This is a genomic window from Streptomyces sp. NPDC014764 (assembly GCF_043082785.1).
In the GTDB taxonomy this organism is placed as follows: Bacteria; Actinomycetota; Actinomycetes; order Streptomycetales; family Streptomycetaceae; genus Streptomyces; species Streptomyces althioticus.
In genome coordinates this window covers 588,868-605,213 of record NZ_JBIBXY010000002.1, presented here as the reverse complement: position 1 = coordinate 605,213, position 16,346 = coordinate 588,868, and the positions used below count along the sequence as shown (strand labels likewise).

11 protein-coding genes and 2 pseudogenes are annotated in these 16,346 nt (G+C 70.0%); 4 read left to right on the top strand and 9 right to left on the bottom strand.

Features of this window, described 5'->3' with window-relative positions; genetic code table 11:
• Positions 1–19: 19 nt before the first annotated feature.
• A pseudogene (locus tag ACF1AG_RS07740) lies at positions 20–700 on the top strand (LysR substrate-binding domain-containing protein); the annotation flags it as partial.
• A gap of 255 nt (positions 701–955) precedes the next feature.
• Here the strand turns inward: ACF1AG_RS07740 and ACF1AG_RS07735 are convergent.
• From ACF1AG_RS07735 to ACF1AG_RS07710, 6 genes and pseudogenes are all read right to left on the bottom strand, one after another.
• Positions 956–1,597, bottom strand: coding sequence for a hypothetical protein (locus ACF1AG_RS07735; RefSeq protein ID WP_391809474.1), 642 nt, complete (start codon positions 1,595–1,597; stop codon positions 956–958).
• Positions 1,597–3,333, bottom strand: a complete 1,737-nt coding sequence (locus tag ACF1AG_RS07730) for a PA domain-containing protein (protein WP_391809529.1) — start codon at positions 3,331–3,333, stop codon at positions 1,597–1,599. Before ACF1AG_RS07730 ends, ACF1AG_RS07735 begins: the two co-directional genes overlap by 1 nt.
• Before the next feature lie 2 nt (positions 3,334–3,335).
• The gene (locus tag ACF1AG_RS07725; RefSeq protein WP_391809473.1) at positions 3,336–4,169 is read right to left on the bottom strand and encodes a S8 family serine peptidase; all 834 of its coding nucleotides are present in this window, start codon (positions 4,167–4,169) and stop codon (positions 3,336–3,338) included.
• A gap of 1,294 nt (positions 4,170–5,463) precedes the next feature.
• Positions 5,464–6,003: pseudogene (locus ACF1AG_RS07720) on the bottom strand (ATP-binding protein); the annotation flags it as partial.
• A gap of 233 nt (positions 6,004–6,236) precedes the next feature.
• A complete protein-coding gene (locus ACF1AG_RS07715; RefSeq protein WP_391809472.1) occupies positions 6,237–7,133 on the bottom strand; it encodes an MBL fold metallo-hydrolase in 897 nt (298 codons plus the stop codon).
• 296 nt (positions 7,134–7,429) lie between these two features.
• Entirely contained in the window at positions 7,430–8,374 is a 945-nt protein-coding gene (locus ACF1AG_RS07710; RefSeq protein ID WP_359746227.1) for an NmrA family NAD(P)-binding protein, read from the bottom strand.
• Between the two features lie 173 nt (positions 8,375–8,547).
• Here ACF1AG_RS07710 and ACF1AG_RS07705 point away from each other — a divergent pair, with 173 nt between their 5' ends.
• Entirely contained in the window at positions 8,548–9,402 is an 855-nt protein-coding gene (locus tag ACF1AG_RS07705; RefSeq protein WP_359600399.1) for a helix-turn-helix transcriptional regulator, read from the top strand.
• 278 nt (positions 9,403–9,680) lie between these two features.
• Here ACF1AG_RS07705 and ACF1AG_RS07700 read toward each other — a convergent pair whose 3' ends face one another.
• Positions 9,681–11,210: a UDP-N-acetylglucosamine 1-carboxyvinyltransferase gene (locus ACF1AG_RS07700; RefSeq protein ID WP_033274070.1), complete on the bottom strand. Its 1,530-nt coding sequence runs from the start codon at positions 11,208–11,210 to the stop codon at positions 9,681–9,683.
• An 89-nt stretch (positions 11,211–11,299) separates the two neighbouring features.
• Positions 11,300–11,503, bottom strand: coding sequence for a DUF4236 domain-containing protein (locus tag ACF1AG_RS07695; protein WP_387795502.1), 204 nt, complete (start codon positions 11,501–11,503; stop codon positions 11,300–11,302).
• Positions 11,504–11,898: 395 nt separating this feature from the next.
• Here ACF1AG_RS07695 and acnA point away from each other — a divergent pair, with 395 nt between their 5' ends.
• Entirely contained in the window at positions 11,899–14,622 is a 2,724-nt protein-coding gene (acnA, locus tag ACF1AG_RS07690; RefSeq protein WP_359600396.1) for an aconitate hydratase AcnA, read from the top strand.
• A 253-nt stretch (positions 14,623–14,875) separates the two neighbouring features.
• Positions 14,876–15,205, top strand: coding sequence for a hypothetical protein (locus tag ACF1AG_RS07685; RefSeq protein ID WP_391809471.1), 330 nt, complete (start codon positions 14,876–14,878; stop codon positions 15,203–15,205).
• A gap of 35 nt (positions 15,206–15,240) precedes the next feature.
• On the opposite strand, the gene ACF1AG_RS07680 is transcribed toward ACF1AG_RS07685, so the two are convergent.
• Complete coding sequence (locus tag ACF1AG_RS07680; RefSeq protein ID WP_359605665.1) at positions 15,241–16,233, bottom strand: acetylxylan esterase; 993 nt, start codon at positions 16,231–16,233, stop codon at positions 15,241–15,243.
• Positions 16,234–16,346: the final 113 nt, after the last annotated feature.

Below are 16,346 nucleotides of genomic sequence, written 5' to 3'. Positions count from 1 at the left end.
GGACGCCGGCTCTCCGCGTGGCATCGTCGCGGTCGGGCTGCTCGAAAGCGTCAGCGACCTTGTCGCCGAGCCGCTCGTCACCCGCCTCGCACGCACGTGCCCGCAAGTCGAGTTGCGCCTCTACACGGCCTTCGCCGGTCACCTCAGACAGTGGCTCTACGACGGTGCCCTCGACGTGGCGCTGCTGTTCGGCGTGACCGACCCCTCCGCCATCTCGGTCACCCCGCTGGCCACCGAGGCGCTGTGGGCCGTCGCGCCGCCGGATGCGGGACTGAGCCCCGACCGGCCGGTGTCCTTCAATGAGGTCGCACGCCACCCGGTCATCGCTCCTGCCCGAGGCAACGGACTTCGCACCCTCCTCGAAGAAGCGGCCGCACGCGCCGGGACGACCGTGCACGTCGCCCTGGAGACCAACTCGGCGCGGGTGCAGAAACAACTCGTGGCGAAGGGCCACGGCTGGGCCGTCCTCCCGGCCATCTGCGTGGCCGACGAGGTCTCGTCCCGGTCGTTGTCGATGGCCGGACTCGACGACCCCGAGGCGCTGCGCCAGCTCGTGCTCGCCATGCCTCGTTCACGGCGGCGGTCGGCGGCGACCGAAGCGGTGGCGCGGACTCTCGTCGCGTTGCTGCGCGCCGCGGCCGGGGACGGCCGGTGGCCCTCGGTCCATTGGCAGGGGACCTTCCCGGCCCCGGGAGCCTGATGGCCGGAGGCCGGCCCGTGGGAGCCCAGGACGGTGTGCCGGCCCGGGCCCTCTTCCGTCGCATCGGGTCGAGGCGGACGAAGGTCTCCTGGACGTCGTGCCGGAGCATGCCGGGCGGCACCCCGGCCGGCTCGGCGGGTGGCCGAACCGATGCTCGCCGGTAACCGGTCGGTCCGCCTTCGATCAGACAAGCACAGGGCGGGAAACGAGGTTCGGCCTCGCTTCCCGCCCTGTCCGGCGCTCACACCGCGTTCGTCAGCGCAGCGTGTACGCCACCGGGATCGTCTGCCTCACGGTGTTGCTTTGGCCGTCGGTGGCACTGATCCTCAACCCGACCCCCTTGGCGGCCTGGTCCTGCCGAGGATTGTCGATCGTCGCGGTGAAGGTGTTCTTCCCTGCGGCCTTGGTGGCCGTCGGGCGCCATGTCCTGCCACCGTCGAAGCTGACCTCCGCCTTGAGCGACGTCACCGTGGGCGGCGTGGTGAGACGTTCCTGGTAGTAGGCAACGATGCCGACCTCGTGTTTCCGCCCGGCCCTGACGGTGTTGTCGAGGTCCAGACCGAAGTCGTAGCGCAGGAAGATGAGCGGCTCCGGGCGGCACGCCGCCCCGTTGCCGCCGACCGCATCACCCATGCACGGGCTGAGTTCCGGTGCGTCGTCCTTGGTCGCCCTGGCGGAGTTGTACTCCCACACCGTCCTGACCGTGTCGGTCTGCGCCTCGAACGTGTACCGGGCCGACTTCGACGGCAGGTCGTAGGAGACGAGGTCGCCTCCCTTGCAGCCGGAGAGTGCCAGCACCGCCGCCGCTGCGAGCACTGCGAGGGCTCCTCCGCGGCGCCGTGCCGCCGGCGCACAGATGGTCATCGTGTCGGTCTCCTTCGCGGATTCGGGTGCCATCACTGGAGCGTGTAGTCGAAGTCGGGGAGGTGCTCCGTACGGCGCTCGACCTCGTCACCGGAGGCGTTCAGCAACTTGACGTCGCAGGTGAAGTCGAGGTTCGGCAACGTGACTGAGGGGGCCGGCCCGCAGGCGGGGACTTCGGTGAACGAGTTGCTGATCAACTCGCTGTCCTCGATGCCCATCACTGCCTGGCGGCCGCCCGTACCGCTGCCCGTCAGATAGACGGTGGGGTAGAACGTGTCGCCCTGCCGGCAGCCCGAGCACGGTCCTGCCGCGACGGAGAAGCCGGACTCGGTCCGTGTCTGTGGGATCGCTCCCGGCACGGCGGGCCCGGCGTTGTAGTGGACCTCGTCCTTGCCGGTGAGGACCAGGTCGTTCACCTCCTGGCGGTTGTGCTCCAGGAAGGAGTCCGCTCCGAGGTCGGCCCACGAGGCGGTGAACCGGCTGATCGCGTCGTCCTGCCGCTTGACGAAGACACTCATGCGCTGCTGCGTGGACGGCTGGGGCATGGAGACCTGGGAGGTGATGGGCGTGGCCCGGAGATGCTGCATCCAACTGAGCTGATGGACCACTCCGGGTCGTGCCGCGTGGAAGAAGAGGTCGACCTGGTCGAGGTCGCCCTTCTCGACCCGGTAGTCGTCCGGCCGGATCCGTCCCTCGTCGTGGTACCGGGCGACGTACACGTTCGGCACGTCGCTTCCGCCAAGATCGATCTTCACCTTCGACCGGTCGGACGTGAGCCGCTCGATCAGGTCCCCGGCTTCGGTGTACGGCACGCTCACGACCGGCAGGGCACCGTAGGTCTGGACCGGCGGACAGCTCTGCGGTCCGTCCGGGCACTGGTCGAGTTCCGAGGGACGGCCCAGCGAGGTGAGGTCCGGAGCCGAGACCAGCACACCGACGGCTCCGGCCGCGGCGGCCGCCGCCACCCGCTCGTCACGCAGCTTGGCGAAGTCGCAGACACCCGCGCAGATGTCGGACGGTGTCAGGAGCACGAGCTTGCCGCGCGCGTCGACGTCGGCCAGCTCGGCGGCCGACCCACGCCCCGCGTAGACCACGGGCAGATGTCCCTTGACGGGCAGATGTCCCTTGACGGGCAGTCGGGGAACCGGGATCGCCGCCTCACGGAAACTCGGGTCCCCGTTGGCCCTCAGCCACATCTGTGTCTCGTCCAACGACGTGTTCGGGGTCACGTAGCGGGCGGACAGGCTGATGGGCGCGCCGCCGCCGGTGGCCCGCAGCGTGACGACGGGAGTCGTCCGAGCACTGTAGAAGTCGTGGGTGAAGGCACCCATGCTGATCTTGCCGGTGGGCAGGACCCACCAGTTCGGCTCACCGGCCTTGTAGTCGGCCTGGAGCGTCGTGGACTTCACCCACGCGCCGGTCGCCGAGACCCGGCTGGCGGAGGCCGACGCGCTGTAGGTCTCGGTGCGCTCCGGGTACTGCACCCGCAAGGGCTTGGCCTTGCGCAGATCCAGCGTGACCGTGGTCGCCCTGGTGAGCGGCACCTCCGGCGCGATCGGCTGGGCCTGCTGCCACTCTCCGTCCGCGTTGCGCCAGCTGACCGTGATCTGAGGTGCGTAGGTGCCGCGGAAGAGCTGCTCGGTCACGGTCTCGGCGCCGGGCACGACGTCCAGCAGGCCCGGGTGCAGGTGAATCTTGTCGTCGACCGGCATGAAGGTCGCGCTGCCGTAACGGACGTCGGTGGCGCCCGCGGGCGGGACGACCTTCATGGTCAACGGGAACTTCTGGGCCTCGAGAAGGTGTGCACACTCGAACTCAGCCGTATCGCGCCCGAGTCGTCCCGGGCGCTGAGCAGCCCGCTGTACCCGCCGAAGGCCCCGTCAGAGCCCAGCACGCCGCCGTCGAGCGTCACCGCCACCTCGGCGGAGCCGCCCGCGGGGACGACCACCTTGTCCGTGCTGAGCGTGAACAGGCCGGATGCGGCGGGCCGGCCGTCGGCGAAGGCAGCCGACAGTGCGAGATGCAAAGTGGTCGCCCGGTCACCGCGGTTGCTGTAGGTGATCTTCTTCGTGGTCGGCGAGTGCGGGTATGTCGCGCGGCCGAAGTTCAGGTTGCCCCTGGTCACGATCCGTGGATCGGTCGCGGTCGCCAGGTCCACCTGGCCGGTGCCCTGGGCGTACAGGTCGTGCCCGAGGTCGTCGGCGGTGTCCATCAGCAGCGCCTTGATCTGCTCACCGGAGAACTCCGGATGCTGCTGGGCGATGATCGCTGCGGCGCCGGCCACGTGGGGCGTGGCCATCGAGGTCCCGTCCGAAGCGGTGTAGTACTCGTCCACCGGCGCACCCATGGCGGTGCCCGCGGCCCGCGCCGCGACGATGCCCACGCCCGGAGCCGCGATGTCGGGTTTGGCGGCGCCGTCACCGACCCGCGGTCCGCGGTTGGAGAATTCGGCCATGTCGCCGTTCCCGTCGACGGCCGCCACGGTCAGGGCGTCGTCGGCGGAGCCCGGGGTGACGACCTTCTGGGGGATGAGGCCGGAGTTCCCGGCGGCCACCACGAACAGGGTTCCGGTGCTGCGGCTCAGCTCGTTGAGCGCTTGGCTCATCGCCCACGTTGGCGTGGCCTATGGTGACTATGGACGCGTCCCGCGGGTCGGGAACGACGTCCGGGATGTGCCGGGCCTCTTCCCAGCCGGTCTCCTCGCCGAGCATCAGCAGCGCGAAGGCGCGCTCGACCGAAACCTGCAGACGGTCGAGGGAAGTCATGGGCTTCGCCGTCGGCGGCGCTTCCCTCAGCCACTGAAGATGTTCCGTGACCGGGCGTGCGTCTCCAAGGGGCAGAGCGAGCAGGATGCGGGCGCGTGCCGCCTCCGGCGAGTCCGGCCGGAGGTGAGGTTCTGCCGTGAGGATCTCGGCGCGGCCGGCCTCCATCCTGCCCGCGGCCATGAGCAGCCGGCCGATCTGGAAGCGGACCGACGCCTGCTGCTCCGGCGTCAACGCCTGTGCGTCGAGTGCGGAGCGGAGCGATTCGATGATCTCTGAGAACGGATCGGAACCAGGCAGTGCCTGGAACTGGATCTCCGTCACCAGGCGCACCAGCGACTCCACCGGGACCGCCATGGTGGCCACCAGGCTGTGCATCAGCAGGGCAGCGGTCACCACGTCGCCGGACTGCAGACACAGGTCGGCCGCCTCTTCGGTGTAGCGGCACGCCGCCTCGACGTCACCGGCCAGCCGGAAGTGCCGGGCCAGCTGCGCCACGGGCGGCTGCGGCCACTGCTCCAGGGCGTGACCTGCGCGCAGGTGCATGGCACGTCGTTCCTCCGCCGGGATGGCCTCGTACACGGCGTGGCTCGCCAGTGAGTGGCGGAACGACCACTGCCTGGGTTTGAGCTCCCGCAGCAAGCCGCCGCCCAGCGCTTCGGCCGCCGGCGCGGCGAACCCGTCGTCCGGCAGGCCGGTGACCGCGCGCAGTGTCGCGTCGTCGGCCGGGCCGGACAGCACCGCCGCCGCGTACAGGACGGTGCGGGTGTCGGGCCCCACCCGCCCCACGCGGTGCAGGACGGCGTCGCGGATCGTGGGCGGGACGTCGATGCGTTCCAGCCTGCGGCGTGCCCAGCCCCCGTCCTGGCGAACGAGGTCGGCTCGGTCGTGCATCAGCCGCACGGACTCCTCCACGGCCAGCGGCACGCCCTCGGTGCGGGCGTGCAGGAAGGCCGCGAACTCGTGCGAGACGTGGTGACCCGTCAGCATCGACGAGACCAGGGAGGCGGTCTCGCCGACGTCCAACGGCTGCAGGGTGAGCCTCACCAGGTGTGCGTCGGCGGGTGGCCGCGATGTCAGTCGCAACAGCAGCGAATCCGGGGGTACTTCGTCCCGGCGGTAGGTCAGCACCACGCTGCCCGCCTGAGGGCGGCGAGAGACCAGGAACAGCAGGAACTCCAGCGTTGCCTCGTCCGCCCAGTGCACGTCCTCGATCGCCAGCACAGCGACGTCGAGTCGGCCGAGAAGCTCGACGAACGCGCGGAACAGCCGATGCCGGGCGGCGGTCGCATCGTGCAGCGGCTCGGGAGCCGGAGGCAGATCGTCGGCCCACTCGGGAAACAGGGGCCGCAGTGCACCGCCCAACCCGCTCAGCCGCAGGGCGGCAACGTTGTCCGCACCGTCACGCACCGCGTCCACGACCGCGCCGAGCGTGTACGGCACCCGCAGCTCCGGGCAGGCACCGACAAGGGCACGCCGCCCCTTCTTCGCCTGCAATCGCAGGGCTTCGCGCAGCAGCCGGGTCTTGCCGATGCCCGCCTCACCGTCGAGCAGCACGACAGCGGGAGCCGAGCCGAGCGCGTCGTCCAGGGCGGCGAGCTCGCGGGCGCGGCCGACGAACCGCGGCGGAGGGAGCGCCTGGTGCTGACCGGCACCGGCACGCGCTCGTCCAACCACCGTCCGCTCCCTCAGCAGATTCTCTCCATGTGCAGGTGCTGACCTTAACCCTGGACGATCAACCGGCCGACGCGAACAAGTCCCGCTGTCTCGCGGTCGTACGGGACGGAGCGCGCCCGAGCCGCACGTCGGCCGAGGCGTCCGCGAAGGCTGCTCGTGCCGGCTCCCCGGACCGGTCGGCTCTACGCCGTCGGCGGCACGACCGGTCCCGGGGACGAAGTACTACGGGACCCTCAGCCCGCCACGTCGAGCGGCTTGAAGTGGATCGGAGTCCACGTGTAACCGCCATCGCCGCGTCGCAGGTGGCCCAGGCCGGGGAACGGCAGATGCGACGCGGCGACCCACCATCCGTTCGTCGTGACCGTTTCCAGAACCCTTGCGCGGGCTTCGACCGCACGGGACTCGTCGCTGTCAATGGCGATCGACACGTGGGGGCAGGGAAGCTGCACGGTGTGGCTGTGAACGGTGTCGCCCCAGAAGAGGACCGGCTGGTCGGCCTCCCCGAAGAGGTATCCACTGTGGCCGGCGGTGTGCCCCTGCTGATCGAAGGCACGTACCCCGGGCACGGTGTCGAGAGTGTCGAACGCGTCGAGCCGACCCGTGCTTCGGTACGGCTCCAGCGCGGTGGCGGCGCCGTCGTGAATCACCCTCTGGACACCTTCGGCCGCCGCAGTCAGCTTTTCGTCGAGCCAGTGGTCGACTTCCGCGCGTGCGACATGGACGACGGCCCGGGGGTACGTGGCCTCACCGCTCTCGGTGACCAGACCGCCGCAGTGGTCGGGATGGAGATGAGTGATGAGGACGTGGTCGATCTCTTCCGCCGCGACACCGGCGGCACCCAGCGCCTCCAGGAGGTGGCCGGTGTCCGGACCGAGCGTGTTACCACTGCCGGCGTCCACGAGGACTCGCTGACCGTCGTACTCGACCAGGAAGCCGATGACCGCCGTGTAGGGGTCCCCCTCCTCCGGCAGATAGGCATCGGAAAGGCGACGGCGCATCTCGTGCTGCGGCTCGCCGTGCAGATCCTCGGTGAGGATGGGCACGAATCCGTCGTAGAGGGCGGTGATCAGAAGGCTCCCGAGGCGGAACCTCTGGAAGCCGGGGACCTGGCTGGGGGACGTGGCGAACATGCGGGGCCTTCTCTTGAACGTACGGATGAATTGATGCGCGGGCGACAGGTGCGTGGCGCGGCATGCCGGCGCACTCCTCCAACGGCTGTGCCGCTGGGCGGTACCCGGCCGGGGCGATACCCGTGGACCTGCGGATCGGGCCGGCGGGCCGAGACGCAGCACAGTGGGCGTGGCAGTGCACGGGCTTCTCGTGCGGATCGGGGCCGGGCGAGCTTCACGCCCTGCTCACTGTCCGGGGCGAGCAGGTTACGGAGCGCGGTTGCCGGAGAGCTCTCGCGCACCCGGTGAGCCGCTGATCACGCGGTGGCACTCGCGAGAAACTCCTCGAGAGTGGTCGAGGTGGTGATCGTGCGACCCGTACCCAGCACCCTGATGCGACCCTCCGCGACATCCGACGTCATGGCGACGGTTTCATCAGCCATGTGGGTGCTGAATCCCGCATCGATCAGCGCGGCGCGCACAGCTTCGGGGGACTGCTGGACGTACCGGGCGTCCGGGGCCCCGACCGCGGCGCCGATCAGTCGAGTGGCCTCGTCGAGAGTCCGGAAGGCCGGGCCGACAACCTCCACGGGACCGGGAGTGAAGGCGCGCTCGCCACGCAGGAACTCCGCCGCGACCCGTCCGATGTCCACGGTGGCGATCATCGGCAGGGGAAGGTCAGGAGCGACGAGGCCACCCGTGACACCGGTCGCCTTGACGGACGCGATGTCGGCGCGAAGGTTCTCCATGAACGATCCAGCTCGCAGATGGACCGCCGGAACACCCGTGGCGTCGATGGCATCTTCGAACGGCTTCAACGCCCGCACCGGACCTCGGGCGCCGGGGTAGTTCGCCGCCCAACCGCTGAGGGTCACCACACGACGCAACGTACCGCGTCGGTACGCGGCCTCCACGGCCTCCGCCTGGGCCGCTGTCACAGCCTTCTGATAGGCCGGGAAGTCCAGGCTGTCCGGGATGAGGCCCGGGGCCATCATGAGGAACGCGCCGGAAGCGCCTTCCAGGGCGGCAGCCAGACCGTTCACATCGTCGAGCGGGCTGACATGAATGCGGGCGCCGAGTCCGGCGTACTTCTGAAGCCGCTCGCGGCTGCGTCCGACCGCTACGACTGCTGATCCGCTGTTCGCCAGCGCCTGGACCACGGCGGAACCGGTGTCGCTGGTGGCCGCGCTCACGACGAAGAGGTCCGGTGCCGTCTCGTCGGACTGGGCAGGGGTGCCTGGAGAGGTGTGGTTCTCGTGCATGTCTCCAGGGTCGGACAGGCTCAAGCGATCAGCCAGACCATGCCATGGACACCCAAGGGCTGAGGGGGACGCTCGCCTGCACCCGTTAATCACGCGGTCCCTCCGGCGGAAGACCGCGTGGGGGACCATGAGGTGGACAGTCACGACAACACTTCGGTTGAGACACTCGAGGCATGAGCGACACCTGGTCATCGTCTTCGGAACTCGGGGCTTTCCTGCGCAGCCGACGTGCGGCCCTTGCGCCCGGGGAGGCCGGTATGTCTTCCTACGGGCAGCGCAGGGTGCCGGGGCTGAGACGAGAAGAGCTGGCACAGCTCGCCGGTATCAGCGTCACCTACTACACGCGCCTGGAGCGGGGAGAGAGCCACCAGGTGTCCGACTCGGTCCTCAGCTCACTGGCGAACGTCCTGAAACTCACTCCTGATGAGCGCGTCTACCTCGCCCGCCTGGCGAGGCCGAGTCAGCCGAACAGGGAGTGGAAGGGCGTGAGCGAACCGGAACAGCTGCGTCCCGCGGTACAGGCGCTTGTGGACGCCACCACCAGCCAAGCGGCACTCGTCGTAGGCCGACGCGCCGATGTCCTGGGTGGGAACCGACTCGGCTTCAGCCTGTGGGGGCTGCCCGCGAGGGATGCAGCCGCGAGCGAGCCAGGGCCGAACATCGCCCGCATCACGTTCCTCGATCTCTCGACCCGTGACCTGCTGGTGGACTGGGAGGCGCAGGCGCGGGACATCACCGCGTATCTGCGACACGCAGCCGCTCATCACCCCGGCGACCGGGCGCTGCACGCGCTGATCGGTGAGCTGAGCGTGCGCAGCGCGGATTTCGTGCGGATCTGGTCCGCCCATCCGGTGAGTGACTGCCTGCATTCGAAGCGCGAGTACCGTCATCCCCAAGTCGGCACGATGCTCCTGAACGAGGAAGTGCTGCGGCTGACCGACACGCCTGGGGTGCGCGTCATCTTCAGCGGAGCGGATGAGAACACGGCATCGGCCGAGCGGCTGCGCCTCCTGGCCACGCTGGCCTGAGGCTCCACCTGATGCGGCGGCGGTTGTCTCGGACCGACGGTGTGCACGGTCCGGAACATGGGACGAGGCCCTGTCCCGGCGCCTGACCCGCGTGACTGCGAGCACACCCGGACCGGTCCGACGTCATGATCAACCCCATGACCGACGAACCCACCGCCGCATCCGCCCCCGTCACGGCGCGAGCGTCAACTGCGCACACCCCAGGAAGCTTCGGGATGAGGTGACGGGATCCCCTACGGGACGAAACACCACCTTCGTGCCGTAGGGGATCCCGTCCGTCAGATGTCCCGGAAGATCTCGATCTGCGCCCCGATCGAGTTCAGCCGCTCCGCCAGGTCCTCGTAACCGCGGTTGATGACGTACACGTTGCGCAGTACCGACGTGCCCTCCGCCGCCATCATGGCGAGCAGGACGACGACGGCCGGGCGGAGGGCCGGCGGGCACATCATCTCGGCCGCGCGCCACCGGGTCGGGCCCTCGACCAGGACGCGGTGCGGGTCCAGCAACTGCAGGCGTCCGCCGAGGCGGTTGAGGTCGGTCAGGTAGATGGCGCGGTTGTCGTAGACCCAGTCGTGGATGAGGGTCTGGCCCTGGGCGACCGCCGCGATCGCCGCGAAGAACGGCACGTTGTCGATGTTCAGGCCCGGGAACGGCATCGGGTGGATCTTGTCGATCGGCGCCTCCAGCTTGGAGGGCCGGACGGTGAGGTCCACCAGCCGCGTACGGCCGTTGTCCGCGAAGTACTCCGGCGTGCGGTCGTGGTCGAGGCCCATCTCCTCCAGGACCGCCAGCTCGATCTCCAGGAACTCGATCGGCACCCGGCGGACCGTCAGCTCCGACTCCGTCACCACCGCGGCTGCCACGAGGCTCATCGCCTCGACCGGGTCCTCGGAGGGGGAGTAGTCGACGTCCACGTCGATCTTCGGCACACCGTGCACGGTCAGCGTCGTCGTGCCGATGCCGTCGACCTTGACGCCCAGCGCCTCCAGGAAGAAGCACAGGTCCTGGACCATGTAGTTGGAGGACGCGTTGCGGATGACGGTCGTGCCGTCGTGCCGCGCGGCGGCCAGCAGCGCGTTCTCGGTGACCGTGTCCCCGCGCTCGGTCAGCACGATCGGGCGGTCCGGGGCGACGGCGCGGTCGACCACCGCGTGGTACTGGCCCTCCGTCGCCGCGATGTCCAGGCCGAAGCGGCGCAGCGCGATCATGTGCGGCTCCACCGTGCGCGTGCCGAGGTCGCAGCCGCCGGCGTACGGCAGCATGAAGCGGTCCAGGCGGTGCAGCAGCGGGCCGAGGAACATGATGATGGAGCGGGTACGGCGGGCCGCCTCCGCGTCGATCGCGGCGAGGTCCAGCTCGGCCGGCGGCACGATCTCCAGGTCGACGCCGTCGTTGATCCAACGGGTGCGCACGCCGATGGAGTTCAGCACCTCCAGGAGGCGGTACACCTCCTCGATCCGGGCCACGCGACGCAGCACGGTGCGCCCGCTGTTGAGCAGCGAGGCGCACAGCAGTGCCACGCACGCGTTCTTGCTCGTCTTGACGTCGATGGAGCCGGAGAGGTGGCGGCCGCCCACCACCCGCAGATGCATCGGGCCGGCGTAGCCGAGGGAGACGATCTCACTGTCCAGCGCCTCGCCGATGCGGGCGATCATCTCAAGGCTGATGTTCTGGTTGCCGCGCTCGATCCGGTTGACGGCGCTCTGACTGGTGCCGAGTGCCTCCGCGAGCTGGGTCTGCGTCCAGCCGCGGTGCTGCCTGGCGTCACGGATGAGCTTACCGATGCGTACGAGGTAGTCGTCTGCCATGAGGTTGAGGCTATCTCAGATATGAGATGGCACCTTCTGGGGGGTCCATTCGGGTGACAGTCGGGTGATGTGACGTCAAGGCGCCCCGGCTATCCGCCGGTCCGACGGCTGCGGGAGGTGCGCCGCCACCCGAAAGGTCCGGGCAAATCCATCGATGTCGTATGACGTCCGGTGCTGCTCCGCGTGTACCGGGGGCCGTTCCTCCCGCCCGTGGTGATGGACCACGACTTCTTGTTGATGTTCAGCCGCACCCCCGGAAGGATCCGGAAACTCTTACGGAACGTGAGGGGCATCCTCGCCTCCCTGATCGAGCCCGATCGGGCCTGCCGTGACTGACTGTGTCTCAGTCGGATACCCCGGTCCGCGGCCGTCATGGCAGCCGCCGGCCGTGTCAGCCGTGGCGCCGGGCCCTCCGCGGCGGGAGGGTGGAGGAGGCAAAGGAAGAAGGCGAAGGGAGAAAGGGTGACGGCGTGCCCGCGAGGGCACGGGAAGGGCGCACCGGAACCCGGGCATGACCATTCCGCGCCCGTGTACTAGAGTTATCTCGACATCGAGATATCTGCCGAGGCGCACCGCGGTCGCCACTCGAGTTAGGCCTGCCTAACTTAGCCTGACCTCACCGGAACGGCCAAGCCGGCGTGGCGGCACGATTGACGGTGGTACGCGCACATCAATGAAGGAGACTGTCGTGTCGGCGAACAGCTTCGACGCCCGCAGCACGCTGCAGGTGGGCGACGAGTCGTACGAGATCTTCCGGCTGGACAAGGTCGAGGGCTCCGCGCGCCTTCCCTACAGCCTGAAGGTGCTGCTGGAGAACCTCCTCCGCACCGAGGACGGCGCGAACATCACCGCCGACCACATCCGCGCCCTGGGCGGCTGGGACTCCCAGGCGCAGCCGTCGCAGGAGATCCAGTTCACGCCGGCCCGCGTGATCATGCAGGACTTCACCGGCGTGCCCTGTGTCGTCGACCTCGCCACGATGCGTGAGGCCGTGAAGGAGCTCGGCGGCGACCCGGCCAAGATCAACCCGCTGGCGCCGGCCGAGCTGGTCATCGACCACTCCGTCATCGCCGACAAGTTCGGCACCAACGACGCGTTCAAGCAGAACGTCGACCTGGAGTACGGCCGCAACAAGGAGCGCTACCAGTTCCTGCGCTGGGGCCAGACCGCGTTCGACGAGTTCAAGGTCGTCCCGCCCGGCACCGGCATCGTCCACCAGGTGAACATCGAGCACCTGGCCCGCGTCGTCATGATCCGCGACGGCAAGGCGTACCCCGACACCCTGGTCGGCACCGACTCGCACACCACGATGGTCAACGGCCTGGGCGTCCTCGGCTGGGGCGTCGGCGGCATCGAGGCCGAGGCCGCCATGCTCGGCCAGCCGGTCTCCATGCTGATCCCGCGTGTCGTCGGCTTCAAGCTCACCGGTGAGCTTCAGCCCGGCACCACCGCCACCGACCTGGTGCTCACGATCACCGAGATGCTGCGCAAGCACGGCGTCGTCGGCAAGTTCGTCGAGTTCTACGGCGAGGGCGTCGCCGCCACGAGCCTCGCCAACCGCGCGACCATCGGCAACATGTCGCCGGAGTTCGGCTCCACCGCCGCGATCTTCCCGATCGACGACGAGACGCTGAGCTACATGCGCCTGACCGGCCGCTCCGAGCAGCAGGTCGCGCTGGTCGAGGCGTACGCCAAGGAGCAGGGCCTCTGGCTGGACCCGAAGGCCGAGCCGGACTTCTCCGAGAAGCTCGAGCTGGACCTGGCCACGGTCGTCCCGTCCATCGCCGGCCCGAAGCGCCCGCAGGACCGCATCGTCCTCGCCGACGCCAAGGCCCAGTTCGCCCAGGACGTGCGCAACTACGTCAAGGACGGCGGCGACGTCGACGAGGCCAGCAAGGAGTCGTTCCCGGCCTCCGACGCCCCGGCCATCTCCAACGGCGCGCCCTCCCACCCGGTCGAGGTGACCGCCCCCGACGGCACCACCTACACCCTGGACCACGGCGCGGTGACGGTCGCGGCGATCACCTCCTGCACCAACACCTCCAACCCGTACGTCATGGTCGCCGCCGCGCTGGTGGCCAAGAAGGCGGTGGAGAAGGGCCTGACCCGCAAGCCGTGGGTCAAGACCACCCTCGCCCCGGGCTCCAAGGTCGTCACCGACTACTTCGAGAAGGCGGGCCTGACCCCCTACCTCGACAAGGTCGGCTTCAACCTGGTCGGCTACGGCTGCACCACCTGCATCGGCAACTCCGGCCCGCTGCCGGAGGAGGTCTCCAAGGCCGTCAACGAGCACGACCTGGCCGTCACCTCGGTGCTGTCCGGCAACCGCAACTTCGAGGGCCGGATCAACCCCGACGTCAAGATGAACTACCTGGCGTCCCCGCCGCTGGTCGTCGCCTACGCGCTCGCCGGCTCCATGAAGGTGGACATCACCCGCGAGGCCCTCGGCTACGACCAGGACAACAACCCGGTCTTCCTGAAGGACATCTGGCCCTCCGAGGCCGAGGTCAACGACGTCGTGGCGAACGCCATCGGCGAGGACATGTTCTCCAAGTCCTACTCCGACGTCTTCGCCGGCGACGCCCAGTGGCAGGCGCTGCCCATCCCGACCGGCGACACCTTCGAGTGGGACGGCGAGTCCACCTACGTCCGCAAGCCCCCGTACTTCGAGGGCATGCAGATGGAGCCGGCCCCGGTCGAGGACATCGCCGGCGCCCGCGTGCTGGCCAAGCTGGGCGACTCGGTCACCACCGACCACATCTCCCCGGCCGGCGCCATCAAGGCCGACACCCCGGCCGGCAAGTACCTCACGGAGCACGGCATCGAGCGCCGCGACTTCAACAGCTACGGCTCGCGCCGCGGCAACCACGAGGTCATGATCCGCGGTACGTTCGCCAACATCCGCCTGCGCAACCAGATCGCGCCGGGCACCGAGGGCGGCTACACCCGCGACTTCACGCAGGACGGCGGCCCCGTCTCCTTCATCTACGACGCCTCGCAGAACTACCAGGCCGCCGGCATCCCGCTGGTCGTCCTGGCCGGCAAGGAGTACGGCTCCGGATCGTCCCGTGACTGGGCGGCCAAGGGCACCGCGCTCCTGGGCGTCAAGGCCGTCATCGCCGAGTCGTACGAGCGCATCCACCGCTCGAACCTCATCGGCATGGGCGTCCTGCCGCTGCAGTTCCCCGAGGGCCACACCGCCGAGTCCCTCGGCCTGACCGGCGAGGAGACCTTCTCCGTCTCCGGCGTCACCGAGCTCAACGAGGGCACCACGCCCCGCACGGTGAAGGTCACCACCGACACCGGTGTCGAGTTCGACGCGGTCGTCCGCATCGACACCCCCGGTGAGGCCGACTACTACCGCAACGGCGGCATCCTGCAGTACGTGCTGCGCAGCCTGATCCGCAAGTAAGCGGCAGACAGGGCGTGACCGAGGGCCGCATCCCCGCACGGGGATGCGGCCCTCGCGGTCCCCGGGTCGCTTCTCCGCCCCGCGTCGCCTCCGCGGCCGATACGCGCGGTAACCGTTTACATCCCCGCGCCACGGCGCTACCGTCCCTTCCACGGACGAGGTGGGAGCGCTCCCACTGATGAGCGTGCGGACCGGAACCCGTCGCCGGGGCGCCACCGCCTCGTCCGCCCCCACAGTCGCGGACGGGAGTGTCATGATCACGCCACCAAGCGACCGCGTCGGCGCGGGTACGGCCCGGCGCAACGGCGACAGAATCCTGTTCGTGGTGCTCGTCTGTGTCCTGGCCGCGGTACCGGCGGTCGGCCTGGCCCTGACCTCGGGCGCCGTCACCCACACCCGCCCCGACACGCTGCCGCGACCCGAGCTGCGCGGCCTCCTCTGCCGCGAGGGCACGACGACCGCCCTCGGCGCCCCGGACGGCCCCGGGCGCGTGATGCCCGCGGCCTGCGACCTCCGGGCAGCCGCCCTCGCCTCCCGGCGAGCCGCCCCCGCCGGAACCGCCCTGTCGTGCCGGGCCGGCTGACCCCGGCCACCGCCGTGCGGCACGCGGCCGAGCCCTCACGTCCCCAACACCTCCCGCAACCACCCCAGTTGCCGTCGGACATGCACCGCGTCCCCGCCCTCATGCCCGTTGAACGGGTAGGCGTGCAGGACCTTCTCCTCCTGGCCGCCCGTCAGCTCCGCGTACCGGTTGAACGCCGCGTACGCCCCGCTCGGCGGGCACACCGTGTCGCGGAGGCCCACGCCGAAGTGGGCGGGCGCCTGGGCGCGGCGGGCGAAGGAGACGCCCTCGACGTAGGACAGGGTGCGGTGGACCGTCTCCTCCGCGCCCCGGTGCACGGCGAGGTACGCGCTGATCTCGCCGTAGGGAGAGGCGTCCGTGAGGTCCAGCGCACGGCGGATCCCGCACAGGAAGGGCGCGGTGACCAGGACCGCCGCCAGGTCCGGGACCAGCCCCGCGACCGCCAGCGCGACGCCCCCGCCCTGGCTGTTGCCCACCGCCGCGACCCGGGAGGCGTCCACGCCGGGCAGGGCGCGGACGGCGTCCACCGCGCGCACCGCGTCGGTGATCAGCCGGCGGTGATGGAGGTCGTGCGGGTCGAGCAGCCCTCGCGTGACCGGTCCGGGACCGCCGGGTGCGCCGGCGTGCGGATCGGGGGTGTCCCCACCGCACCCGTACTGGTCGCCCTGGCCCCGGTTGTCCATGAGCAGGTGCGCGTACCCGGCGTTGACCCAGGTGAGCCGCTCGTGGGGGAGGCCCCGTCCGCGTCCGTACCCGGCGAACTCCACCACCGCCGGGAGGGGTTCACCCACGCCGGCGGGGCGGCTGAACCACCCCCGCACCGGGTCGCCCGCGAAGCCGCGGAACGTCACGTCCCAGGTCTCGGTCAGCCGCAGTCCGTTGTCCACCGGCTCGGCGGAGACCAGAACGCCGCCCGCGCCGGCCGCCTCGCCCAGCGTGCGCTTCCAGAACGCGTCGAAGTCCGCGGGTTCGGCGACGTCCGGACGATGACGTTCGAGGTCGGCCGGGGGCAGGTCGAACGCGGGCACGCGGCACCTCGCAGGCTGGGACGGGCGGCGCCACCGATCGTTGCGGGCAGGCCGCGGGAAATTTCGGTGGACGGTAACAGATCACGACCGGGTTCCACACCGGTCTGTTCTGG

Bases quoted from the DNA above. Each gene is read 5' to 3' on its own strand.
- ACF1AG_RS07735 (WP_391809474.1), bottom strand. From the start codon at position 1,597: ATGGCACCCGAATCCGCGAAGGAGACCGACACGATGACCATCTGTGCG.
- ACF1AG_RS07730 (WP_391809529.1), bottom strand. From the start codon at position 3,333: ATGAAGGTCGTCCCGCCCGCGGGCGCCACCGACGTCCGTTACGGCAGC.
- ACF1AG_RS07725 (WP_391809473.1), bottom strand. From the start codon at position 4,169: ATGAGCCAAGCGCTCAACGAGCTGAGCCGCAGCACCGGAACCCTGTTC.
- ACF1AG_RS07715 (WP_391809472.1), bottom strand. From the start codon at position 7,133: ATGTTCGCCACGTCCCCCAGCCAGGTCCCCGGCTTCCAGAGGTTCCGC.
- ACF1AG_RS07710 (WP_359746227.1), bottom strand. From the start codon at position 8,374: ATGCACGAGAACCACACCTCTCCAGGCACCCCTGCCCAGTCCGACGAG.
- ACF1AG_RS07705 (WP_359600399.1), top strand. From the start codon at position 8,548: ATGAGCGACACCTGGTCATCGTCTTCGGAACTCGGGGCTTTCCTGCGC.
- ACF1AG_RS07700 (WP_033274070.1), bottom strand. From the start codon at position 11,210: ATGGCAGACGACTACCTCGTACGCATCGGTAAGCTCATCCGTGACGCC.
- ACF1AG_RS07695 (WP_387795502.1), bottom strand. From the start codon at position 11,503: ATGCCCCTCACGTTCCGTAAGAGTTTCCGGATCCTTCCGGGGGTGCGG.
- ACF1AG_RS07685 (WP_391809471.1), top strand. From the start codon at position 14,876: ATGATCACGCCACCAAGCGACCGCGTCGGCGCGGGTACGGCCCGGCGC.